19 protein-coding genes and 2 tRNA genes are annotated in these 22,109 nt (G+C 60.7%); 10 read left to right on the plus strand and 11 right to left on the minus strand.

The window, feature by feature from the left end; genetic code table 11:
* Positions 1–80 precede the first annotated feature (80 nt).
* The 3 genes from V8359_RS03665 to V8359_RS03675 all read left to right on the plus strand — a co-directional run bounded on the left by V8359_RS03665 (position 81) and on the right by V8359_RS03675 (position 1,515).
* A complete protein-coding gene (locus V8359_RS03665) occupies positions 81–545 on the plus strand; it encodes an HU family DNA-binding protein (RefSeq protein ID WP_336427352.1) in 465 nt (154 codons plus the stop codon).
* A 243-nt stretch (positions 546–788) separates the two neighbouring features.
* Positions 789–863: transfer RNA gene (locus V8359_RS03670), tRNA-Val, on the plus strand.
* Positions 864–939: 76 nt separating this feature from the next.
* Positions 940–1,515 carry a histidine phosphatase family protein gene (locus V8359_RS03675; RefSeq protein ID WP_336427353.1) on the plus strand — a complete coding sequence of 192 codons (576 nt, stop codon included), beginning with the start codon at positions 940–942 and terminating at the stop codon, positions 1,513–1,515.
* A 182-nt stretch (positions 1,516–1,697) separates the two neighbouring features.
* Here V8359_RS03675 and V8359_RS03680 read toward each other — a convergent pair whose 3' ends face one another.
* Complete coding sequence (locus tag V8359_RS03680; RefSeq protein ID WP_336427354.1) at positions 1,698–2,174, minus strand: tail fiber domain-containing protein; 477 nt, start codon at positions 2,172–2,174, stop codon at positions 1,698–1,700.
* Between the two features lie 245 nt (positions 2,175–2,419).
* On the opposite strand from V8359_RS03680, the gene V8359_RS03685 reads away from it, so the two are divergent.
* Positions 2,420–2,495, plus strand: a tRNA-Val gene (locus V8359_RS03685).
* Positions 2,496–2,616: 121 nt separating this feature from the next.
* Here the strand turns inward: V8359_RS03685 and V8359_RS03690 are convergent.
* Entirely contained in the window at positions 2,617–3,993 is a 1,377-nt protein-coding gene (locus V8359_RS03690; protein WP_336427355.1) for a M20/M25/M40 family metallo-hydrolase, read from the minus strand.
* Between the two features lie 206 nt (positions 3,994–4,199).
* Here V8359_RS03690 and hemA point away from each other — a divergent pair, with 206 nt between their 5' ends.
* The 3 genes from hemA (at position 4,200) to ispG (ending at position 8,007) form a co-directional block, all read left to right on the plus strand.
* Positions 4,200–5,423 (plus strand): 5-aminolevulinate synthase, encoded by a 1,224-nt coding sequence (gene hemA, locus V8359_RS03695; protein WP_336427356.1) that lies wholly within the window; start codon positions 4,200–4,202, stop codon positions 5,421–5,423.
* 112 nt (positions 5,424–5,535) lie between these two features.
* Entirely contained in the window at positions 5,536–6,795 is a 1,260-nt protein-coding gene (locus V8359_RS03700) for a helix-turn-helix domain-containing protein (RefSeq protein WP_442970306.1), read from the plus strand.
* A gap of 87 nt (positions 6,796–6,882) precedes the next feature.
* Positions 6,883–8,007, plus strand: coding sequence for a flavodoxin-dependent (E)-4-hydroxy-3-methylbut-2-enyl-diphosphate synthase (gene ispG, locus V8359_RS03705; protein ID WP_336427358.1), 1,125 nt, complete (start codon positions 6,883–6,885; stop codon positions 8,005–8,007).
* 9 nt (positions 8,008–8,016) lie between these two features.
* Here ispG and V8359_RS03710 read toward each other — a convergent pair whose 3' ends face one another.
* The 3 genes from V8359_RS03710 to V8359_RS03720 are packed head-to-tail and all read right to left on the minus strand — an operon-like array spanning position 8,017 to position 10,612.
* Positions 8,017–8,529, minus strand: coding sequence for a hypothetical protein (locus V8359_RS03710; RefSeq protein ID WP_336427359.1), 513 nt, complete (start codon positions 8,527–8,529; stop codon positions 8,017–8,019).
* 5 nt (positions 8,530–8,534) lie between these two features.
* Complete coding sequence (locus tag V8359_RS03715) at positions 8,535–9,287, minus strand: DsbA family protein (RefSeq protein WP_442970307.1); 753 nt, start codon at positions 9,285–9,287, stop codon at positions 8,535–8,537.
* On the minus strand, positions 9,284–10,612 hold the full coding sequence (locus V8359_RS03720; RefSeq protein WP_336427361.1) for a M48 family metalloprotease: 1,329 nt from the start codon (positions 10,610–10,612) through the stop codon (positions 9,284–9,286). Before V8359_RS03720 ends, V8359_RS03715 begins: the two co-directional genes overlap by 4 nt.
* 60 nt (positions 10,613–10,672) lie before the next feature.
* On the opposite strand from V8359_RS03720, the gene V8359_RS03725 reads away from it, so the two are divergent.
* From V8359_RS03725 to V8359_RS03735, 3 genes are all read left to right on the plus strand, one after another.
* On the plus strand, positions 10,673–11,821 hold the full coding sequence (locus V8359_RS03725; protein ID WP_336427362.1) for a pyridoxal phosphate-dependent aminotransferase: 1,149 nt from the start codon (positions 10,673–10,675) through the stop codon (positions 11,819–11,821).
* A 170-nt stretch (positions 11,822–11,991) separates the two neighbouring features.
* Positions 11,992–13,230, plus strand: a complete 1,239-nt coding sequence (locus V8359_RS03730; protein ID WP_336427363.1) for an N-acetylmuramoyl-L-alanine amidase — start codon at positions 11,992–11,994, stop codon at positions 13,228–13,230.
* Between the two features lie 97 nt (positions 13,231–13,327).
* The gene (locus tag V8359_RS03735) at positions 13,328–15,856 is read left to right on the plus strand and encodes a penicillin-binding protein 1A (RefSeq protein ID WP_336427364.1); all 2,529 of its coding nucleotides are present in this window, start codon (positions 13,328–13,330) and stop codon (positions 15,854–15,856) included.
* A gap of 124 nt (positions 15,857–15,980) precedes the next feature.
* Here the strand turns inward: V8359_RS03735 and mnhG are convergent, their stop codons facing one another.
* The 6 genes from mnhG to V8359_RS03765 are packed head-to-tail and all read right to left on the minus strand — an operon-like array spanning position 15,981 to position 21,928.
* Positions 15,981–16,370 carry a monovalent cation/H(+) antiporter subunit G gene (gene mnhG / locus V8359_RS03740; protein WP_336427365.1) on the minus strand — a complete coding sequence of 130 codons (390 nt, stop codon included), beginning with the start codon at positions 16,368–16,370 and terminating at the stop codon, positions 15,981–15,983.
* A complete protein-coding gene (locus V8359_RS03745) occupies positions 16,367–16,633 on the minus strand; it encodes a K+/H+ antiporter subunit F (RefSeq protein WP_442970323.1) in 267 nt (88 codons plus the stop codon). The genes mnhG and V8359_RS03745 overlap by 4 nt, the downstream gene beginning before the upstream one ends.
* 17 nt (positions 16,634–16,650) lie before the next feature.
* Positions 16,651–17,151 (minus strand): Na+/H+ antiporter subunit E, encoded by a 501-nt coding sequence (locus V8359_RS03750; protein ID WP_336427367.1) that lies wholly within the window; start codon positions 17,149–17,151, stop codon positions 16,651–16,653.
* A 1-nt stretch (position 17,152) separates the two neighbouring features.
* A complete protein-coding gene (locus tag V8359_RS03755) occupies positions 17,153–18,694 on the minus strand; it encodes a monovalent cation/H+ antiporter subunit D (RefSeq protein ID WP_336427368.1) in 1,542 nt (513 codons plus the stop codon).
* On the minus strand, positions 18,691–19,047 hold the full coding sequence (locus V8359_RS03760) for a Na+/H+ antiporter subunit C (protein WP_336427369.1): 357 nt from the start codon (positions 19,045–19,047) through the stop codon (positions 18,691–18,693). The genes V8359_RS03755 and V8359_RS03760 overlap by 4 nt, the downstream gene beginning before the upstream one ends.
* Before the next feature lies 1 nt (position 19,048).
* The gene (locus V8359_RS03765) at positions 19,049–21,928 is read right to left on the minus strand and encodes a monovalent cation/H+ antiporter subunit A (protein ID WP_336427370.1); all 2,880 of its coding nucleotides are present in this window, start codon (positions 21,926–21,928) and stop codon (positions 19,049–19,051) included.
* Positions 21,929–22,109 lie beyond the last annotated feature (181 nt).

A 22,109-nucleotide genomic window follows, 5' to 3' on the forward strand; every position in this document is an offset into this window, starting at 1 on the left:
TAAACGTCAATATACGGGTGGTTTTGAACCGTGATTACCGTTAGTTTGTTTCCAGAGCAGAAACAAATGAGGCAGAACACATGTCAGCCCGAAAGACCACGACCACCAAATCCAAGCCCGCGCCCAAGAAGTCGGCGAGTGAGGCAACGGAGACGGCCCCCGCCGCCCGCATGGCGCGCGTTCCGGCACCAACGCCCAAGACGACACCGCCGCGGACCCCACTTTCGGGTGTGACCGCGGATGACGAACCGGCGCGAACCCCGGTGTCGGGCTCAGACACGGACACGGCCGGCGCGCCCGACCTCAAGAAGCAGGAATTGTTCAAAAAAGTCGCGGACCGCACCGGCGCGAAAAAGAATCAGGTCAAGCCGATTGTCGAAGCCGCGATGGCGATCATGGGCGAATCGCTGGAACAGGGGCGCGACATGAACCTGCCACCGCTCGGCAAGGTCAAGCAGAACCGGGTCAAGGATAACCCGAACGCGCGTGTGATCATCGCAAAGATCAGACAGCCCAAACACCGAGACAAGGGCCCCGTCGACTGATCGCGTTCAATGGGCATATCGTGAGCGAGAAACGGGCGTGAGCGCCCGAGGCGCTTTCACAGTTGCACTGTGTTTCGGCCCTGAGCGGTGAGGCGTTTCGAGACATATTTAAAATGCAGATTGGCGCGCCAGACCGCACAAGACTCAGTCTGAGCGCGCGGTTTTCCTTTGCCGATCTATCGGGTTAAAGGTGAAACGCTTTAGGTTGCAGCCCGTGCAAAGTGACGCTAAATAGCGCGTCATGGGTGATTAGCTCAGTGGTAGAGCGCTTCGTTCACATCGAAGATGTCAGGAGTTCAAATCTCTTATCACCCACCATTTTCGCTTTTTCATGTTTATTTCGGCACACTTGGCGGACCATCTCGTGTGCGCATTGTTGCGATGAAACGCTGAGATGTCACAGGTTTGGCCCGATATCTGGTTTCTGCGGCATGGTCAGACCGAGTGGAATCTGGAGGGGCGGATTCAGGGGCGACTCGATTCGAGCCTTACCGCACTTGGCCGAAAACAGGCGGCGGAACAGGGCCGCATCACCGGGCCAGTTCTTGATCGTTTTCCACAGCTTGAGCAGCGCATTTTCGTGTCACCCCTTGGACGCGCGCAGGAGACCGCGCGGATCGCGCTACCTTCACGGACCTTTCATACCGATCCGCGCCTTGCCGAGATTGACACGGGCGCATGGGAGGGATGCCTGCGCCGTGACGTGGTGGGCGGGCGTCACGGGCTGGAGGCCTATTGCGCGGCGCCAGATGGTGAAGGGTTTGACAGGCTTCAGGCGCGGGTGCGCGCATTTCTGGCCGATCTGAATGAGCCAGCTATTGTGGTGGCTCATGGCATTCTGGGCCAAGTATTGCGTGGCACTGTCTGTGGCTTGCGACGCGTGGATATGGCCGCGCTCAGCAACGATCAGGGCTGTATCTACCACCTGGCCGAAGGCCGCGAGACGCAACTTGATGGGCGGGAAAATTGATCGCTTGCCGCACCCGGATCAAGACAAGTAGCCGCGACGTCGTGATGAATCCGTGGTCTGAGTTCGGATCAAAGCGTTCCGCGAAAAACCCCGATCACGGATTTTCGCGAAACGCAGCGCGACATTCAGGCGTTGCAGGCGTTTCACCCTTCGCAGATGCCGCGGGCTAAACGCGAAACGCCTTAGTCGATCAGCGCCGGAACCACATCGACCTTTGAATAGTCGACCATCAGATAGCCCGAGGCATGGCGGCTTACAGCACCGGGGCGCAGATCGGCGACATCCTGGGCCATGACGCCCCGGATACGTTGCGTGAACCCCTTGTACCGAAATTCGTAAATGCCAAAGCCCTGATCCGAGGTGCCAACACGCTTGATATCGGTTTTCACGCGCTGATCGCTGAGCATGGGCCCGCTGCCATATCCATAGCCCATGACGCCACTACCACCAGAGGTGGCGATGGCCGTGATGAATATGATCGCCAGCATCATCCAGATGATGATTTCCGGCCCAACGCTTCCCGCAGGCAGGCTGCCTTGTGTCGAGATCGTGGCTTGTTGAATCTGAGCGGCGCTCATACGGGCCTGTTCTCGAGCCTGTACGACGCCAGTCCACGCGATGAGAACGGCGAGCGCCATCGCAACGATAAGGTTTTTCATTATGGTTCCCCCAAGGTTTTTAGCCCCGCGAGACATCACAATTTCAAACGCTCTTAATCACCAGCGGATCTCGCGAATACGTGATTATGTTAACACGGATTGGGCCGTACTCCAAATCGAGCCAGCCGGGGCGCCTGCATCAGGGCAGGTCAGGAGGGCAAATGCAGTGCTGTGAGGGCGAGTGCCGAAAGCTGTAACAAGACATCTTGCGCAACGCGCGATGCGAGGCTAAGAGGCGTCGCAGCGGGTGATTAGCTCAGTTGGTAGAGCGCTTCGTTTACACCGAAGATGTCGGGAGTTCGAGTCTCTCATCACCCACCATCCTACGCCTTCGTCGATACAGATTTAACGCGATCGCGATGTGGTTTGTGGTCTGCGTTGGGTCATTGAAGCGGACGCGCCCGGTCAAACAGATCGAGCGCGTGGATTTGAGCCTCCTCGTTCAACGGGCCAGCGCGTCAAGCACACGCGCCCAGCTACGCATCCCCTTGTGAAAGCTCTCGACGTTGTACTTTTCGTTCGGGCTATGGATGGCGTCGTCATCCTGGGCGAAACCGATAAGCATCGAATCCAGCCCGAGAATGTCCTTGAAGTAGCCCGCGATGGGGATCGAGCCCCCCATGCCGGTGAAGACAGCCTCGCGGTCCCATTCGTCCGAAAGCGCCTGACGGGCCTGTTCGAATTCCGCGCGTTCGATATTCATCACCGCGGCCTTGTTGCCTTCGAGATCGGTGTCCCATGTCACGCGAGCGTCGGGTGACAGACGTTCTTCGACATGGGAGCGGATCCGGTTGCGAAGCGCGTCGGGATCCATGTCACCCACGAGGCGGCACGTCAGTTTGCAATGCGCCTCGGCGGGGATCACCGTCTTGGAGCCAGCGCCCTGATAGCCGCCCCAAAGACCATTGATTTCAAGAGTTGGGCGCGCCCATTGCTGCACGAGCGCCGAATAGCCCTGTTCACCATGTGGCTGAGTGTAGCCCACCGAAGTGAGGTAGGTTTCCTCGTCAAAGCCGGAGTTTTCCCATTGCCGCAGCAGTTCGTCGGGGACGTCGTGCACGCCGTCATAAAACCCTTCGACCGCGACGCGCCCCGTCTCGTCATGGAAGGACGCGATGATGCGGGCAATTTCGCGCAAAGGGTTTAGGCCGGGGCCCCCGTAGTGACCCGAATGCAAATCAATGCGGGGCCCGTGGAGCGTGAACTCGTCCTTGAGCATTCCGCGCAGTTGACTGGCTATGGACGGCACGCCGGGCGAAACCATGGAGGTATCGCAGATAAGCGCGAGATCCGCCGAAAGCTCTTGGGCGTTCTCTTGCATGAACGGAATGAGCGAGGGCGAGCCGGATTCTTCTTCGCCCTCGAAGAAAAAGGTGACACGACATGGTAACGAGCCGGTCACATTTTTGTAAGCGCGGCACGCTTCGACGAAGGTCATGAGCTGACCCTTGTCGTCGGATGCGCCGCGGCCCCGGATCACGCGCCCTTGGGGTGTGTCCTCGATTTGTGGATCAAAGGGATCTGAGTTCCATAGGTCGAGCGGATCAACAGGTTGAACGTCATAGTGGCCGTAAAACAAAAGGTGCGGCCCGGGCCCGTCGATATGGCCCACGACCATCGGATGGCCCGGTGTCATTCGTTTTTCTGCTTTGGCACCAATGGATTGAAGGTCAGAGACAAGCCAATCCGCCGCATCCTCACACTGGGACTTGTAGGCCGGATCGGTTGAAATGGACGGGATGCGAAGCACCTCGGTCAGCCGGTCGATGGCGGCGGGAAGTTGATCGTCGATACGGGTCAGCACGGCGTCGAGGGACATGATATTAGCCTCCGGGTGGGAATGGTTTGGCGCGACGTTACCAGCCCGTCCCGCACTGTCCAGCCATTGATCCAGATCAAGGCGGGAGCGGAGCGACATTTTGTAACGGTTGCGCGAAGGAAGCGCAGGATATATTCAAAATACGCAAAATATCCGGCCATGCCAGCGCGGGCCCCGGCGGGTGCGCAAGCCAAGGAGAGACCCAGGTGGATTATACTGCGAAGTTGGATGACGCGATTGGACGGCTGCATGACGAGGGCCGCTACCGGACGTTCATCGACATCGAACGCCGCAATGGGCAGTTTCCGCACGCGACATGGACCGACAGCGAAGGCGCTCAGCGCGATATCACCGTGTGGTGCGGCAATGACTACCTTGGTATGGGCCAACATCCCGACGTTCTTCGCGCGATGCACGAAGCGATCGACGCCACGGGTGCAGGCTCGGGCGGCACGCGCAATATCAGCGGAACCACGGTTTATCACAAACGGCTGGAGGCCGAGCTTGCCGATCTGCATGGCAAAGAGGCGGCGCTGCTGTTCACCTCGGCCTATATCGCCAATGACGCAACTTTAAGCACGCTTCCCAAGTTGTTTCCCGGCCTTATTATTTACTCGGATGCGCTTAACCATGCGTCGATGATCGAAGGGGTGCGCCGCAATGGTGGCGCCAAGCGCATCTTTCGGCACAACGACCTTGATCACCTGCGGGAACTGCTTGCAGCGGATGACCCGGATGCCCCCAAGGTGATCGCGTTCGAGAGCGTCTATTCCATGGATGGCGACTTCGGTCCGATCGAGGCGATCTGCGATCTGGCCGATGAGTTCGGCGCGCTCACCTATATCGACGAGGTTCATGCAGTGGGCATGTATGGCCCGCGTGGCGCCGGCGTGGCCGAACGCGACCGTCTGATGCATCGGTTGGACATTATCAACGGCACGTTGGCCAAAGCCTATGGCGTGATGGGCGGCTACATCGCGGCAAGTGCGAAAATGGTCGACGCCATAAGGTCTTATGCGCCGGGCTTCATCTTTACCACCTCGCTTGCTCCGGCTGTCGCGGCGGGGGCTGCCGCCTCGGTCCGGCATCTCAAGCAGGACCGGGCGCTGCGTGAGGCGCATCAGACGCAAGCGCGCATTCTCAAGACCCGGCTCAAAGGGCTTGGCCTTCCATTGATTGACCACGGGAGCCATATCGTGCCGGTCATGGTCGGTGACCCTGTGCATACCAAGGTCATCTCGGACATGCTGCTGGATCGGTATGGAATTTATGTTCAGCCGATCAACTTTCCCACCGTTCCCCGGGGCACCGAACGGCTGCGGTTCACACCGTCACCGGTGCATGGCCCGGACGAGATGAATAGGCTGGTGCACGCGATGGATGAACTTTGGAGTCATTGTGCGCTGAATCGCGCCGAAATTTCCGCATAAGGTGCGGATTGGTGCAAAGTTTCTTGCACTGTGCTATGGTTCTGGAAAACAACAAGAGCAGGGTCGAATCGGGACATTCGATCACAGGCTTCCGGAGCAGAGGGCAGGTTGAATGATTTTGCGTCGCAGTTCACGCAATAAGCACGCCGAAGAAGATGTATCACTGGGTTTTGATTCATTCGAATTGAGGCTTGGTGACGTCATGCGTGGCGAACGCGCGACGATGGGCAAATCCCTGCTGGATGTCGAACGCGAACTTCGCATCAAGGCAAGCTTTGTCGCTGCAATCGAAAACGCCGACCCGGACGCCTTCGACACCCCCGGATTCATCCCTGGATACGTGCGATCTTATGCGCGCTATCTTGGCATGAACCCGGACGAGGCCTTTGCCGGATTCTGTGCCGAGAGTGGATTCTCGACCGCGCACGGCATGTCGGAAGCCGCGTCTTCGGTCCGGCGGAACGAGCCGCCGGTGGTCCGCAAGGCGCCGCGCCGCGACGAAGATCCGCTGGTGGCGCCCGCAACTCCGTTTGTGCCCGCAACCGAAAGCTTTATGTCCCGAATCGAACCCGGTGCGATCGGATCGTTCGCGGTTCTCATCGCGCTTGTCGGGGCCATCGGCTATGGCGGCTGGATGGTGCTTGATCAGGTGCAGCAAGTGAAGGTTTCCCCGGTCGAGAACACCCCCGATGTTTTGGCCGAACTCGACCCGCTTGATGGCGCCATGGGCCAGCAGGACAGCGGCCAGGCGGGTGACACCGTAAGCGGCGTGTTCGCCCCCCCACAGGAAGATGCGCTGGATCGCCTATACCGCCCCGAGGCGCTTGATGTGCCGGTGCTGGTGGCGCGCGATGCACCCATTTCCACGCTAAGCCCGGCCCAGATCGGCACATTGCGGCCCGAACCCGGTGAGAGCACAATAAGCGCCACGAGCGTTCTGGCTCAAGCGGATGAGGAGAGTGCGGCGCCGGGGCTGTCGGGCATCGATGCGGCGCTGGCCGCGGCACAAGGTATTACGCCCCAGGTTCTGGCCAAGCCCGAGCCGGGTGTTCAGATGGTGGCCGTGCGTCCGGCATGGGTTCGGGTTCGTGCGGCCGATGGTTCGGTCATCTACGAAGCGATCATGAATGCCGGCGACACCTACGATGTTCCGGTCACCGAAACCCCGCCAAGCCTGCGCGTCGGTGAAAGTGGTGCGATCTATTTCCGCGTGAATGGCGAGCATTACGGCCCGGTCGGACCGCGGGGGTCTGTCACCGCCAATCTGGCGCTGGATGCCGGGTCATTGTCCGAGACGTATGAGGTTGCGGACTTGACGCAGGATGCCGATCTGAAGCGGTATGTCGCCGAGCTTAGCCAACCTGCGAACTGATCTCGCCTCGGGAGATTTCATCCGTTTGCCTGTGATCGGTTTGGCCCCTATGTAGGGGTCAGGAGCCGCAATGCACTGGAACGTCAGATGAGCCACAATCCGATCCGCCCATGGCGTAACATCGAGCGCCGCAAGTCGCGTCAGATACAAGTCGGGTCCGTGCCTGTGGGGGGCGACGCCCCGATCTCCGTGCAGACGATGACAAACACCGCCACAACAGATGTGGCTGCCACCATCGCACAGGTTCAGGCCGCGGCCGATGTGGGGGCGGATATCGTGCGTGTGTCCGTCCCCGACGAGGCATCGGCCAAGGCCCTGAAGGAAATCGTGCGCGAAAGCCCGGTGCCGATCGTCGCTGATATCCATTTTCATTACAAACGCGGGATCGAAGCCGCCGAGGCCGGGGCCGCGTGCTTGCGTATCAACCCCGGTAATATCGGGTCGGCGGCGCGCGTTCACGATGTGATCCAAGCGGCGCGCGATCATGGGTGTTCGATGCGCATCGGCGTCAATGCGGGCAGTCTTGAAAAGCACCTCCTTGAAAAATACGGGGAGCCGTGTCCCGAGGCGATGGTCGAAAGCGCGCTCGAGCATAGTCGCATTCTCGAAGACAATGATTTCCACGAATTCAAGATCAGCGTGAAGGCAAGCGATGTCTTTCTGGCCGCGGCGGCCTATCAGCAATTGGCCGATGCGACGGACGCGCCCATCCATCTTGGGATCACCGAGGCGGGTGGTCTCATGTCCGGCACGATCAAAAGTGCGATCGGTATGGGAAACCTGCTCTGGATGGGGATCGGTGACACGATCCGGGTAAGTCTGAGCGCGGACCCGGTCGAAGAAATCAAGGTCGGCAATGACCTCCTCAAAAGCCTCGGGCTTAGACATCGTGGCGTCAATATCATCAGTTGCCCAAGCTGTGCGCGGCAAGGTTTCGACGTGATCAGCACCGTCACCGAGCTTGAGAAACGGTTGGAACACATCAAGACACCGATGAGCCTTTCGATCATCGGCTGCGTGGTGAATGGGCCGGGTGAGGCGCTTTTGACAGATGTCGGGTTTACCGGAGGCGGTGCCGGGTCGGGGATGGTCTATCTTGCCGGGCAGCAGAGCCACAAGATGAGCAACGATCAGATGATCGACCACATCGTCGAGGAAGTTGAGAAAAAGGCCGCGCAAATCGAAGCCTCGGAACGTCAGGCGGCGGAATAGCGCGCCGCCTCACTTCAGGTAATTGCGCAGGACGATTGTGGGAATTTCGCCGCGTAACATCTTGTCTTTGAACACATATGATGGCGCGATGTCCAGTTCCAATGCCGCGGCAAGGGACATGTGCCGCGTGATATCGAGCAAGGTTACACGCAGATCAAATTCCTTTGCCAAGGCCCGCAACCCGGCTTCGGCACGGGCGCAATCAGGGCAATCATCGCGCGTGAAGAGTGCAATGGCGGTCTTGGCACCGGGCCTGCCGAACCCCGGAAGCTCAGGGGCCGTGAGTTCGGCCCAGCGTGCGGCAATCCGATCAAGGTCCGTCGCGGCTGCCTCGGCATAGAGATTTATCTCGGGCGCGGGCGCATCAGGCAGGGCCGCGCGGGGCAGTCCAAGCAGCGCTTCGCGAATTTCGTTGTGCAGGATCGCGCGTTCTGTCCGCGTAAGATCGGTGAAATCGGTTTCGGCCATTGCGGGCACGGCAAAGCCACCCGCCAGAAGCGGGCCAAGCACCAAACTGCGCATTGGGGTCACTCCTGACGCTGATCCGCCACGATCGCGCGCATCGCATCAATTGGCACATAACCGCGCACCATTTCATCGCCCATGACGAAGGACGGGGTGCCGGAGATGTCCATTTGACGTGCGAGCGCATAATTGGCGTTGATCGCGTCGCTGACCTCGTCGCTGGACATGTGCTCCATGATCGCCGCACCATCGAGGCCGAACGTGTTGGCAAGCCGCTGAAACGCGACCTCGGAGTAATCGCCGTTATAGGCCATGAGCGCGTCGTGAATGGTCTTGTAAGCGTCATCGCCCGCCACCTGAAGCGTGGCGATTGCAAAGCGTGAAGCCAAGATCGACTCGTCACCCAAAATGGGGAATTCCTTGATTACAAAACGAATATTGTCATCTGACGCGATCAGTTCGCTCACTTCGGGGAACGCGCGTTTGCAATAGCCGCATTTGTAATCGAGAAACTCGACCACGGTCACGTCCCCCTCGGGATTGCCACCGACCCATGAATGATCGTCGTTGAAGATCGCCTCGGCATTGGCGGAGACGAGGCCACTATCGGCGGCGGCCTGTTCTTGCTGCTGACGCTGTTCAAGAAGGGCCACGGCCTCCATTATGATCTCGGGGTTTTCAAGAAGATAGGCGCGGATCTCGGACTGAAACGCGGTGCGCTCAGCGTCGGACATTTGCGCAAGGTCAAGCGCCTGCGCGGGCAGGGCAATCGAGACGGCAAGTGCCGTGGTGGCGAGAAGGCGTTTCATTGTCATTTCCTTTTTCGGTTCGCGGACTTTGCCGCAGAAAGCACATCCTGAGCGCGATGCCAACCGCCTGATCCACGTGGCAGAAGACCTGACGCCCGTGTCGCATGAATGGCCGCATCCTCAAGCCGCCCCTGAAGCGCATAGCGTTCGGCGGTGACCACCGAGGCCATACCGGGACTGCCTGTCTTGGCATGCGCCACACCGAGATCGCGCATCACGCGAATGTCGCGGCCGTCGCGCGCGCGCGCCTTGGTCAGGATGCGAAGCGCCTTGCCATACTGCCCTTGCGCAAGCAGGGCCCGGCCATAGGAGCCAAGGATCAGCGCGTCGCGCGGGGCGGCATTCACGGCGCGACCATACGAGGCAGCGGCCTGTGAGAAGCGTCGGTTTTCCAGAAGGATCTGACCGCGCAACTCGTAATAATAGGGGTCACCCGGTCGCAAGGCTATGGCCTGATCCAGCGCCCGAAGCGCCTTACCCATTTGCGACTGACGGTGATGCGCGACAGCGCGCCGCATGAGGGCCACATCCTTGAAACCGCTTTCTCCGGCGCGGGTCAGTGTCCATTTCGGCGACCTTTTGAAGGCCGAGAGTTTGCCCTTGGCACGCGCGAACCAATAGCGCGCCTGCGGGTTGTCGCGCGCGCGCCCCTTGTTCGCCTCGGCCAATCGTTTGATCACGCGATAGCGGTCGGCAGACATCGGATGCGAACGGGCATAGGGATCTTGCCGGCCGACGCTGAGCACGTCCTGTCCGCGAAAAATGTCGATCAGATCGACCGCGCCTTGTGGGTCGACCCCGGCGCGCACCATGTAACGCACGGCTGACGCGTCGGCCGAGCTTTCTTCGGCGCGGGTGTGCGTAAAGAATAGCCGCATCGCCGTGTTGGCGGCCCCGAGTGCCGCAGCACCCGCAGCCTGTGAATTGCCGCTGGCCACGCCGGCCGCAGCTGCAAGCGCCACACCGATCCCCGCCGCGGTGCGCGCGTTGCGCATTGCGATCGGGCGGCGCACAAGGTGCCCGCTGGCGATATGCGCGGCCTCATGAGCGACGAGCGCCTGAAGCATTTCCGGTGTTGTCATCTTGAGCAGAAGCCCGCTGTGAATGAAAATATTGTCGCGATCCACTACGAAAGCGTTAAGACGCCGGTCATCGATCACGAGGATGTTGACGCGGGTGGGGCTGAGACCTGCGGCCTTGAGCACGGGCGTTGCCAATTGCCTGAGCGAATGCTCCATGTCAGGATCGCGCAGCAGCGTGAGGGCGCGACCGGGATCAGCCATGCCAAAGGCCAGGATCAAAACGAGCGAAAAGAGACGGACAAGATGCATTGACGCGCTGCCTCAATCGGGGTGAATGGGCGGTGTTGACGCCCAATGTGAGAGAAGAGCATGCGGAACTCAAGGCGATCCGAAGTCGATCCCTTCATTGTGATGGATGTGATGGAAGCAGCCCGGAAGGCCGAGGCCGACGGACGGCACATCATTCACATGGAGGTGGGACAGCCGGGAACACCCGCGCCCGAAGCGGCGCGCGCGGCGCTGACACGTGCGATGGAACACGACGCCATGGGATACACCGTGGCGCTTGGCCTGCCGGAACTGAGGCAAAGAATAGCGCATCATTACAAAGAGTTGTATGGGCTCGATATTTCGGCTGAGCGGGTGGTCATCACATCAGGATCGTCGGCGGGTTTCATTCTGGCCTTTACGGCGCTCTTTGATGCGGGCGACCGGGTGGCGCTTGGCGCACCGGGGTATCCATCCTATCGGCAGATCCTGCGCGCGCTCGATCTGATCCCTGTGGAGATCGCGACGGCAGCGGAAAATCGCCTGCAACCGGTGCCGGATGACCTTCGGGATCATGCGTTCGAGGGGCTGTTGGTGGCGTCACCGGCGAATCCGTCGGGGACGATGCTGGGGCGTGAGGAGTTGGCGTCTCTGATTTCGGCGACACAAGCGCAGGGTGCGGCCTTTGTCAGTGATGAGATCTATCACGGCATCGAGTATGACAAGAAGGCCGTGAGCGCGCTGGAACTGAGCGATGAGGTCTATGTGATCAATTCGTTCTCAAAGTATTTTTCGATGACCGGCTGGCGCGTCGGCTGGATGGTGGTGCCCCAATCCCATGTCCGCACGATTGAGCGTTTGGCGCAGAACCTGTTCATCTGTCCGCCGCATGCGAGCCAGATCGCAGCCCTAGCCGCCATGGAATGCACCAAAGAATTGAACGCGAATCTAGAGGCTTACAGCGCAAATCGCATGTTGATGCTGGAGGAACTTCCGAAGGCGGGCTTTGATCGCATCGCGCCGCCGGACGGGGCGTTTTACGTCTATGCCGATGTCTCGCACCTGACCGATGACAGCCGTGCCTTTGCCGCCGAGATCCTGCAAGAGGCCGGTGTCGCGGTGACGCCGGGCCTTGATTTCGATCCGGCGCGCGGGCATGGGACGATCCGGTTTTCCTATGCGCGATCCACCCAAGACATTCGTGAAGGGCTGCGCCGCCTGGAGGTGTTCATGGCGGCCCGAAGCGCCTGATTGCGACGTCGGCATTCACGTCGGCATTCGCGTCGGTATCACGTCGGTGCATCGGGACGGTAGGGTGAGAGAAGGGTAACGATCTTCTCGCACTGGCAGCCGGGTTTTGATATAGTCGAACCAACGACAAACCGCGGTGCCGCACACCGCAGAGAAATGACCCGAGCAGCATGATCCGACCTCTTTTGATGAGCCTTGCCCTTTTGATGGCTGAGCAGCCAGCGGTCGCGCAAGACGTTGTGGCGGCGCAGGACGGATTGAGCGGGCTGGCGCGGTTCAACGCCGAAGAGAGCGCCGTGACCGACACGCGTGGCGGTCTTGCCGTTGAGCTGCATCTGAGCCAGGGCGTGCCATACCGAATCTATACGCTTGGCGATCCGATGCGCCTGATCCTTGATTTCCGCGAGGTGGACTGGCGGGCGATGAGCCCGACCCGCCTTGTTCAGGGGGAGAAGGCGCTGACCGCGCGGGCGGGCAAGATACGCCCCGGTTGGAGCCGGATGGTGCTTGATCTTGCGCAGCCCGTGGTCCTTGAGAGCGCCGATCTTAAGGTGAACCGTGAAGACGGGCGCGCGCATCTTTCGGTTTGGCTCAAAGATGCGACGCCGGAGGCGTTTGCCGCCTCCGTGGGCACCCCCGATGTCGCCGGATGGGCGATCCCGAAACGCCAGATCGATCCCGGTGCCCAGAAAAAAGACCCGTTCGCGCCGCTGGTGGTGGTCCTTGATCCCGGCCATGGCGGCATCGATCCGGGCGCGCAGTCGGATGGGGTTGTTGAAAAAGACCTGATGCTGAGTTTCGCGCGCGAGGTCAAAGAGGCGCTGTTGCGTGGCGGTGATGTCGAGGTGATCCTGACCCGTGAGAGCGACAGTTTTGTGTCACTGGAGCGGCGGGTGACGGTGGCGCACGAGGCGCGGGCCGATGTGTTCATTTCTCTTCATGCGGATTCGTTGAATGCGGGTGGAGCCGCAGGCGCGACGGTCTATACCCTCGATTCCGAGGCGAGTGACGAAGCGAGTGCCGCGCTTGCCGAACGGCATGAGCGAGACGACCTGCTGGCCGGGGTGGACCTGAGCCAGTCGGATGACGTGGTGGCCGATGTTCTTATGGACTTGGCGCGCCTTGAGACAAGCCCGCGGGCCGACCTTCTGGCGCGGTCCATCGTGCTGGGTCTGCGCGAGTCCGACTTGCCGGTAAACTCCCGGCCCATCCGGGCGGCGGGATTTTCGGTTTTGAAATCGCCGGATATTCCCTCTGTTCTTCTGGAGCTTGGTTTCTTGTCGAGCGACCGGGATCGCGACAACCTGAGTGATCCGGGATGGCGTGAACATATGGCGGTGGCGGTTGCGGATGCGGTGCGCGCATGGGCCATTGCCGACGAAGCGTCGCGCGAACTGGTGCGTCAATGACGGGGCGGCGGGAAATAGCCCAGCCATTTGGCCCGCGGCTTTTGACGAAACGCGACACGATGCCTATATCGACAGAGCCATTCACATGGGGGCAGGCGTGCTAAGAGCGATACTTTCTTTTTTCGGATCGATTTTCACCCTTCTGACACTGTCGGCGATGGCCATCTTTCTGACCGTCGGGGCCGTGATATGGGTTTATAGCCGCGACCTTCCCAGTCATGAGAGCCTTGCCACCTATACGCCGCCGACGATCAGCCGGATTTTTTCAGCCGAGGGGCGGATCATCGACGAATTCAGCCGTGAACGCCGTCTGTTCACCCCCGCCGAGGCAATTCCCGATCTTATCAAACAGGCCTTCATCAGCGCCGAGGACAAGAATTTCTATGAGCACGGAGGTTATGACGCGCGGGGTATCGCGGCGGCTGGCCTCGAGGCGATCCGCACCCGGGGCGAAACCGTGCGCGGCGCCTCGACCATCACTCAGCAGGTGATGAAGAACTTCCTTCTGGATGGGTCGCGCCGGGTTGAGCGGAAGATCAAGGAGATCATTCTCGCTACCCGGATCGAGGAAACGCTGAGCAAGGAGGACATACTTGAGCTTTATCTCAACGAAATCTATCTTGGGCAGAACAGCTACGGTGTGACCGCCGCTGCACAGACCTTTTTCAACAAGTCGCTGAACGAGCTTGCCCCACATGAGGCGGCGTTTCTGGCCGCGCTTCCCAAGGCACCGTCGGATTACCATCCGGTGCGGGCAAAGGATCGGCTTTTGCAGCGTCGGAATTTCGTCCTGCGCGAGATGCAGGAAAATGGATACATCACCGAGGCGGTGTATCAGGCCGAACAGGACATGCCGCTTAAATCCGTGCAGAATGGCGACTATGATCCGTTCTGGGACAACCTGCCGCCACGGGACTATTTCACGGATGAAATCCGCCGGCAGCTGAGCCGCGATTTCGGCGAGGGCGAGTTTTTCACCGGCGGGCTGAGCGTGCGGGCCACGCTGGACCCTGAAATGCAGGTGGAGGCGGCACACGCGCTACAAGGCAAGCTCGAGGAATATGACCGGGGCAGGGGCCTTTGGCGTGGAACGGGCGAGAGCATCGACCCGGCGCTTCTCGAGGATGAGGCCGCGTGGCGTGACGCGCTTTCCAATGTCGACGTGGCGCGCGATATCGATTTGCAGGGCAATTGGCATGTTGCCGTGGTGCGTGGCATCGAAAGCCAGCAAATCACCCTTGGGATCGAGGGGGTCAGCCCGTCGGAAGCCGAGGCGCCCGTTGTGCCGCGAAAAGACATTTCATGGATGCGCGGCAATTTTCAGGATAATTTCGATGTGGGTGACGTGGTGCATGTCCGCCGTATGACCACAGGCGACGACGGCACCGGCGATTTCATCCGCTGGACCCTCAGGCAGGTGCCCGAAGCACAGGGCGGGTTCATGGCGATGGACGTCAATACCGGCCGTGTGATCGCGATGCAGGGTGGATTCTCGTATCAAAATTCGGTGTTCAACCGGGCCACACAGGCCAAGCGGCAGCCCGGATCAAGCTTCAAGCCGTTTGTTTTTGCCGCGGCCCTCGACAGTGGCTATACCCCTGCGACGATCATCGTGGACGCGCCGATTGAGATCAACACGCCGCAGGGCCTTTGGCGGCCGCGCAACTCGTCGAACAAGTTCTATGGGCCGACCCCGCTCAGGACCGGGATCGAGCAGAGCCGGAACCTCATGACCATCCGCTTGGCACAGGAGGTCGGGATGGAGACCGTGGCGTCCTATGCCGAGCGGTTTGGCGTGTATGACGACATGGGCCCCTATCTTGCCAACAGCCTCGGGTCGGAGGAGACGACGCTTTACAACATGGTCGCGGCCTATGCGATGTTCGCCAATGGCGGTGAGCGTGTGGAGCCGACGCTGGTGGACCGGGTGCAGGACCGCTATGGCCGCACGGTCTATCGTCACGATCAGCGCATCTGCACCGACTGCGATGATCCGGGCATCTCGGGATCGCGCAGCCCGCGTATCGTGTCGAACCGCGAACGTGTGATGGATGCGATCACGGCCTATCAGCTTACCTCGATGCTGCGCGGTGTGGTCGAACGGGGCACGGCGCGTGGCAACGTCAACCTGAGTGTCCCGGTCGCGGGCAAGACCGGCACCACCAATGACGCGCGCGACGTATGGTTCGTGGGCTTCACCAGCAATATCGTTGCGGGGTGTTATATCGGGTTCGATCAGCCGCGCAGCCTTGGGCGGGGGGCCTATGGCGCGGGGATGTGCGGGCCGGTTTTCACACAGTTCATGCGCAAGGCGACCGAAAAGTATGGGGGCGGTGAGTTTGATCTGCCGCCCGGCGGGTTCTTCATGAAGATCGACCGCTATACAGGTGCACGCCTGCCTGACGATGCCAGCGGGCCGAACGTCGTGGCCGAGTATTTCCGCGAAGGCGAAGAGCCGATCTTTGGTCTCGCCTTTGATGGCGGGTTCGCGATGGGCAACGATCTTGAGCTTTATGCGACGGGGGAAGGCGAAGTCATCCGCGACGTTACCACCTCGGATGGCGGGACCGGCCAAGTGGGCGAGAAAGCGACCTTCGGTACCATCTCGTCGGGTGGGCTTTACTAGCGCGTTTTGCCTGTCGCTGACGTCTCAGGTTGAAGGCGGAACGCTTTAATTTGATCCGGAGGTGTGCGTTTGTGGGCCGTGGGTTTTCGCGGCGTTCCGGATCTTGTGCTGAATGAACAAGACCTCAGGCTTTGTGATCCAGGCTTTCGTCCATGTCACGGTCCGCCACGTCGAGCGTGGCCCATGTTGTGTCATTTGCGGGTTTGGGGGGCGTATCACAGGACCGGCCCAGAATGCTGACCTTGGCGATGAAATGCGCCGAAATGGGCGCGGTGACGAAGAGGAACGCCATGATCAGAAGCTCGTGCATCGACCCTTCCCCGTAAAGATAGGAGTGGATCATCGCGGCGAGCAGAAGCGCGCCGACCCCTACAGTGCCGACCTTGGTGGGGGCGTGCAGCCGCGTCATCGACCCATTGAACTTGAGAAGGCCGATCGAACCGACCAACGAGAAGATCGCGCCTATGAGAAGGCAGAAGGCGACGACCAATATGCCAAGCGTTTCAAGTGTCATTCGATGATGTCCCCCCGCAGCTTGAAGCGCGCATAGGCCACGGTCGATACGAAGCCGAGCATGGCGATGATCATCGACGCCTCGAAATAGATGCGCGTGCCCTGTGCGATGCCGATCAGGACGATGAGACCGATGGCATTCACCACCATGGTGTCGAGCGCGAGTATACGGTCGCCTGTGTCAGGGCCGACAATGAGCCGGACCATCGCCATGATCTGTGCCAGCCCGATGGAGACAAAGGCGACAATGAGAGCGATGTTCATGAGGTCGGTGGCTATGCTCAAAGGAAAATCTCCTTCAGACGTCTTTCGTACCGGTCCTTGATCCGATCGCGTTCCGCGTCCGGGTCGTCGGTGTCAAGCGCGTGAACAAGAAGGCTGTGGCCTTCGTTCGACAAATCCGCCGAGACCGTGCCCGGGGTGAGAGTGATCGTTCCCGCAAGGATCGAAATCGCTTCGGGCTGACGCAGGTCGAGCGGGATAACGACCCATGCCGGGCGCAGTTTGTCGTTGGGGCGGGTAAGCACGATCCACGCGACCTGAATGTTTGCGACAATGATATCCCACAGCACGATGAGGATATAAATCATCATACGTCCGAACCGGATTCCGTGGGGTCGGTCAGGCCACCAGACCGCGGTGATGCGTGGGATGATCACGCCGAGGATGAGGCCGAAAACGACCATCCCTGCCGATACCTGATTCTGAAGGAGCACCCAGACACCCGCCAGCAGCAGCGTTAGAAACGGATGCGGAAGAAGCCAACGGATAGCGCCGGTCATGTCAGTGGCCCTCCTTCGGCGAAGACAACTTGCCGGGTGTGTCCAGAACAGTCGAGATATAGGGCTCGGGCGAGAAAAGCTGTTGCGATGTGGCGTTCATATAGGCGTAGACCGGCCCGGCAAAGACCGTATGCGCCACCAGAAGCGAAATCAGCCCGCCGACCGCAACATAGGAGAGGTTCGCGGGGCGTGGAAGGAGCGGGCTGTCTTCGGTCGTCTCAACGCTGCGGGCCTTCCAGAAAACCGTGCTTCCGGCGCGGGCGAAACCCACGACGCTGATCAGGCTCGCGCTGAGGATGATCGCCCATGTCCAGGCCATGAGCGGTGAGGCGAAGGCCGCGTCAAGGATGAGCAACTTGCCCAGAAAGCCCGAAAGCGGCGGCAAGCCGGCCATGGCGATTGCCCCGACGAAGAAGAGCGCCGAGGTCAGTGCCGCCCCGGCGGCGGGGGGCAGGGTGGTGAGGCGCAGATCGTCGCGTCCCGCGCGCACGAGATCAACCACGAGAAAGAGAACCGCCGCCGACAGGGTTGAGTGCACGATGTAATAAAGCGCCGCTGCGATGGCGGGGGCCGTGAACAACGAGATGGCGACCATGATCATCCCCATCGAGCCAATCACCGCAAAGGTCACGAGCCGATCGAGCTTGCGCGCGGCGAGAACGCCGATCATCCCCACCGAAAGCGAGACGAGCGCCGCGGGCAAGAGCCACGCCCCGTGCAGCCCCGCCGTCACCTCGAGGTCAGGGGGAAAGACCATCGTGTAGACACGGATGATCGCATAGGCGCCGACCTTGGTCATGATGGCAAAGAGGGCCGCCACGGGGGCCGGGGCCTCGGCATAGCTGGATGGCAGCCAGAAATGCAGCGGCACAAGTGCGGCCTTGATCGCAAAGACCAGAAGCAGAAGCACCGCCGCCACGCGGATGCCCACCGTCGCCTCGGGGCCGATCAGCGTTACCCGTTGGGCGAGATCGGCCATGTTGAGCGTGCCGGTCTCGGCGTAGATCGAGCCGAGGGCAAAAAGAAAGAGCGTGGAGCCCAGCAGGTTGAACAGCACATATTGGACCCCTGCGCGCAGTCGGTCATTGCCGCCGGCATGAATCATCAGGCCATAAGAGGCGATGAGCAGCACCTCGAAGAACACGAAAAGGTTGAAAAGGTCTCCGGTCAAGAAGGCGCCCATGATGCCCATCAACTGAAACTGAAAAAGCGCGTGGAAATGACGCCCGCGTTCGTCCCACCCCGATCCGATCGAAAAGAGCAGCACGAAAAAGGCCAGCACCGACGTCAACAGGATCATCATTGTCGAGAGCCTGTCACCGACCAGCACGATGCCGAAGGGCGCGGCCCAGTCGCCCAGTTGGTAGACGGTTACGGTGCCGTCCGACGCCTCCAGCGCCAGTCCGCCGGCAAGGGCTATCAACCCGACCACGCCTGCCACCGAAAACACCCGTTGGATGCCGATGTGATAGCGCGCAGCCAGCACGATGAACGGCGCGAGGATGGCGGGCAGAACCACCGGCAGAACGATCCAGTGGGTCATGCCGCATCCTCCGGTTTGGTCTGTGCGTCCTCGTCGAGATCGTCGACATGGTCGTCATCCGAGCCCAGATAGGCGCCGAGCGCGATCATCACGATAACAGCCGTCATCCCGAAGGAGATCACGATCGCCGTGAGCACGAGCGCCTGCGGCAGCGGATCGGTATAGGTCTCGACCCCCTTGATCAGGATCGGCGGTGCCCCCACGGTCAATCGCCCCGACGCAAAGAGAAACACGTTGACCGCGTAGGTCAGCAACGAGATCCCGAGGATGACGGGAAAGGTTCTGAGGCGCAGCACGAGGTAAAGCCCCGCCGCGATCAGGATACCTATGGCCGATGCAACGAGCAGTTCCATGTTACGCTCCCCCCTCGGCTTGTGGATTGGCTAAGGTGTCTGCGTCGTCGCGAGACGGATCAATGTCCATCGCGTGTTCGGCATCGGGGACATGCGCGCGGCGTGCAAGCCGCGAGAAGCTTTCAAGCGACAGCATCACTGCGCCGACCACGGCGAGGAACACGCCCAGATCAAAGGCTGCGGCGGTGGCAAGTTCGAACTTATCGAAGGGCGGGATGCGGACATATGTGAAATCCGAGGTCAGGAATGGCTTGCTCACGAACCACGAGCCGATCCCGGTGAGACCGGCCACCAGCACCCCGGCGCCGATGATTCCGTGATAGGGATAGCGCAGGCGCGACGAGGTCCAGCTGAAACCGCTGGCCATGTATTGCATCACCACCGCGATCGACACGACCAGACCGGCGATGAACCCGCCGCCCGGTTCGTTATGGCCACGCAGGAAGATGTAGAACCCGACCATCAGCACCACGGGCATCATCACGCGGGTCAGCACGACCATCATCATCGGGTGCATGTCGCCCGCGCGTATCTGATCGGGTGTCCGGTTGAGCAGGCGCGCACGCACGGGGCCCGACAGAAGCGTTTCGGTGAGCGCATAGATCAGCAGGGCCGCGATGCCGAGCACGATGATTTCGCCGTAGGTGTCAAAGCCCCGGAAGTCGACAAGGATCACGTTCACCACGTTGGTGCCGCCGCCGCCCTTGTAGGAATTCGCCAGATGGAATTCGGATATGGGCGAGGTCACGCTGTCACGCAGGAGGTAATTCAGCGACAGCATGGTCGCCGCACCCCCGGCCGCCAGCGCCACCGCCGCATCCCGCGACCGCCGCAGGATACTGCTTTCGATCGGGGTGCGGTTGGGCAGAAAATTCAGCGCCAGAAGCATCAGGATAATGGTGACCACCTCAACCGTGATTTGCGTCATCGCAAGGTCGGGCGCACTGAAGTAAATGAAGCCCACGGACACCATAAGCCCCACGATCCCGATGAAGATCAGCGCCAACAGGCGGTTGCGATGCAGGAAGACCATGCCGCAGGTCGCCGCCACGAGCATGATCCAGCCCGCGATCGGCACTGCGCCGACCGGTTGCAGGCCGCGTGCCGTGGCCCCCGTGGTGCCTGTCATCCATGCGTGCAGCCCGACAACAACAACGGTGGCCGCCATGATCGCGCCGTAGCGTGTGAATGCGCCATCATGCAGCGGGCGGATGATCCCGCGCGCCAACGCCACCGTGCCAGCGATGACCCGGTCGAAAATCTCCTTGGCCTCGGGGCGTGGCATGGCGTCCCAGCCGCGCAGCAGGGGCGCGTAGATGATCACAAGGAAGAGCCCCCCCGCCACCGCCGCGATCGACATGAAGAGCGCCGGAACGAGCCCGTGCCAGATTTTCAAATGCGCCTTGGGCAGGGCCGCGGTGTCGCCCAGCACTGCCTCGGTCACGAGCCGCACATAGGGTTCCGCGAGGAACGGCGCGACACCGATCGCGACCACCAGCACCACGAGGATCGCGGGTGGAAGCCACATGCCCGACCCCGGATCGTGCGGCTTGGCAGGGTAATCGTCGCGCACCGGGCCAAGGAAGACATGTCCGATCAGCCTGAAGCAGTAGGCGGCGGAAAAGAGCGATCCGAGCACCGCGAGAGCCGGCACCAGCCAATAGGCGTCAAAGAGGGTGGTGTGAAGCGCCTCTTCAAGCATCATTTCCTTGGACAGGAAGCCATTGAGAAGCGGAATGCCCGCCATCGAGAGCGCCGCCAGCGACGCGATCACGAAGGTGACCGGCATCAGCTTGCGCAGCCCGCCCAGCCGTCTGATGTCGCGGGTATGCGCCTCGTGGTCGATGATGCCCGCCGACATGAAGAGAGCGGCCTTGAACGTCGCATGGTTGAGGATGTGGAACACTGCCGCCATGGCGCCAAAGGCGGTGCCGGTGCCCAGAAGCATGGTGATCAGGCCCAGATGACTGACGGTCGAGAAGGCCAACAGCGCCTTGAGATCGTGCTTGAACAGCGCGATGACCGCGCCCAGCACCATGGTCACAAGCCCTGCGGTGGTGACGATCATGAACCATTCCGGCGTGCCCGACAGCACCGGCCACATGCGCGCCATCAGGAAAATACCGGCCTTAACCATGGTGGCCGAATGGAGATAGGCCGACACAGGGGTCGGCGCGGCCATGGCATGCGGCAGCCAGAAATGGAACGGAAACTGCGCCGATTTGGTGAAACAGCCCAGCAGAATCAGCAGCAGCGCAGGCACATAAAGCGGTGAATTCTGGATCACCTCACGGTTCTCGAGAATGACGCTCAGGTCATAGCTGCCGACGATCTGGCCCAGTATCAGCATGCCCCCGACCATGGCCAGCCCGCCCATCCCGGTCACGGCCAGCGCCATGCGCGCGCCCTGCCGGCCTTCGGGCAGGTGCTTCCAATACCCGATGAGCAGAAAGGACGAGAGCGAGGTCAACTCCCAGAAGACCAGCAGCAACAGGATGTTGTCGCTCAGGACAATGCCGACCATCGCGCCCTGAAACAAAAGCAGATAGGTGAAGAATTCACCCATGTTATCGTCACGCGAAAGATAGAACCGCGCATAGGTGATAATCAGCAGGCCGATGCCGAGTATCAGGCTGGCGAAGAAAAAGCCCAACCCGTCGAGCATCAGCGTGAAGCCCAGCCCGAGTTCGGGTATCCAAGCGATACGTGCCGTCACGACATCGCCCGCGATAATGGCGGGCAGGTTGGTCAAAAGGCCGATGGAGGCGGCCAGTGTCACGATGAAGGTGACGCCCGCGCAGGCCTGTCGGCCCGCTGAATTCATGAGCCCGGGCAGCAATGCGCCCAGAAACGGCAGGAGAACGATTAGAAAGAGAGACACTTGAGCTCCTGATCTTGTAGCTGCGCGTTTTGAGCTGATTTTCAGGTGTAAGACATTTGTGACGATAGCTCAATCATCCGGTGGGTTAAGCCAGGACATATCCGCGAAAGTGCCACGCCGTTATCCCGAAGCGTCAGATAAGGGCGCGCTGCGGGCCACGCCGATATCTTGCGTTGCGATG

Source organism: Roseovarius sp. E0-M6 (assembly GCF_037083845.1).
In the GTDB taxonomy this organism is placed as follows: Bacteria; Pseudomonadota; Alphaproteobacteria; order Rhodobacterales; family Rhodobacteraceae; genus Roseovarius.

What these genes read in the sequence shown, in the direction of transcription:
- V8359_RS03710 (WP_336427359.1), bottom strand. Translation starts at nt 8,529, where the DNA reads ATGCGCAGTTTGGTGCTTGGCCCGCTTCTGGCGGGTGGCTTTGCCGTG.
- V8359_RS03700 (WP_442970306.1), top strand. Translation starts at nt 5,536, where the DNA reads ATGATTTTGCGTCGCAGTTCACGCAATAAGCACGCCGAAGAAGATGTA.
- V8359_RS03665 (WP_336427352.1), top strand. Translation starts at nt 81, where the DNA reads ATGTCAGCCCGAAAGACCACGACCACCAAATCCAAGCCCGCGCCCAAG.
- V8359_RS03730 (WP_336427363.1), top strand. Translation starts at nt 11,992, where the DNA reads ATGATCCGACCTCTTTTGATGAGCCTTGCCCTTTTGATGGCTGAGCAG.
- V8359_RS03750 (WP_336427367.1), bottom strand. Translation starts at nt 17,151, where the DNA reads ATGACCGGCGCTATCCGTTGGCTTCTTCCGCATCCGTTTCTAACGCTG.
- mnhG (WP_336427365.1), bottom strand. Translation starts at nt 16,370, where the DNA reads ATGACACTTGAAACGCTTGGCATATTGGTCGTCGCCTTCTGCCTTCTC.
- V8359_RS03715 (WP_442970307.1), bottom strand. Translation starts at nt 9,287, where the DNA reads ATGACAATGAAACGCCTTCTCGCCACCACGGCACTTGCCGTCTCGATT.
- V8359_RS03725 (WP_336427362.1), top strand. Translation starts at nt 10,673, where the DNA reads ATGCGGAACTCAAGGCGATCCGAAGTCGATCCCTTCATTGTGATGGAT.
- V8359_RS03690 (WP_336427355.1), bottom strand. Translation starts at nt 3,993, where the DNA reads ATGTCCCTCGACGCCGTGCTGACCCGTATCGACGATCAACTTCCCGCC.
- V8359_RS03755 (WP_336427368.1), bottom strand. Translation starts at nt 18,694, where the DNA reads ATGACCCACTGGATCGTTCTGCCGGTGGTTCTGCCCGCCATCCTCGCG.
- ispG (WP_336427358.1), top strand. Translation starts at nt 6,883, where the DNA reads ATGAGCCACAATCCGATCCGCCCATGGCGTAACATCGAGCGCCGCAAG.
- V8359_RS03720 (WP_336427361.1), bottom strand. Translation starts at nt 10,612, where the DNA reads ATGCATCTTGTCCGTCTCTTTTCGCTCGTTTTGATCCTGGCCTTTGGC.
- V8359_RS03675 (WP_336427353.1), top strand. Translation starts at nt 940, where the DNA reads ATGTCACAGGTTTGGCCCGATATCTGGTTTCTGCGGCATGGTCAGACC.
- V8359_RS03760 (WP_336427369.1), bottom strand. Translation starts at nt 19,047, where the DNA reads ATGGAACTGCTCGTTGCATCGGCCATAGGTATCCTGATCGCGGCGGGG.
- V8359_RS03745 (WP_442970323.1), bottom strand. Translation starts at nt 16,633, where the DNA reads ATGAACATCGCTCTCATTGTCGCCTTTGTCTCCATCGGGCTGGCACAG.
- V8359_RS03680 (WP_336427354.1), bottom strand. Translation starts at nt 2,174, where the DNA reads ATGAAAAACCTTATCGTTGCGATGGCGCTCGCCGTTCTCATCGCGTGG.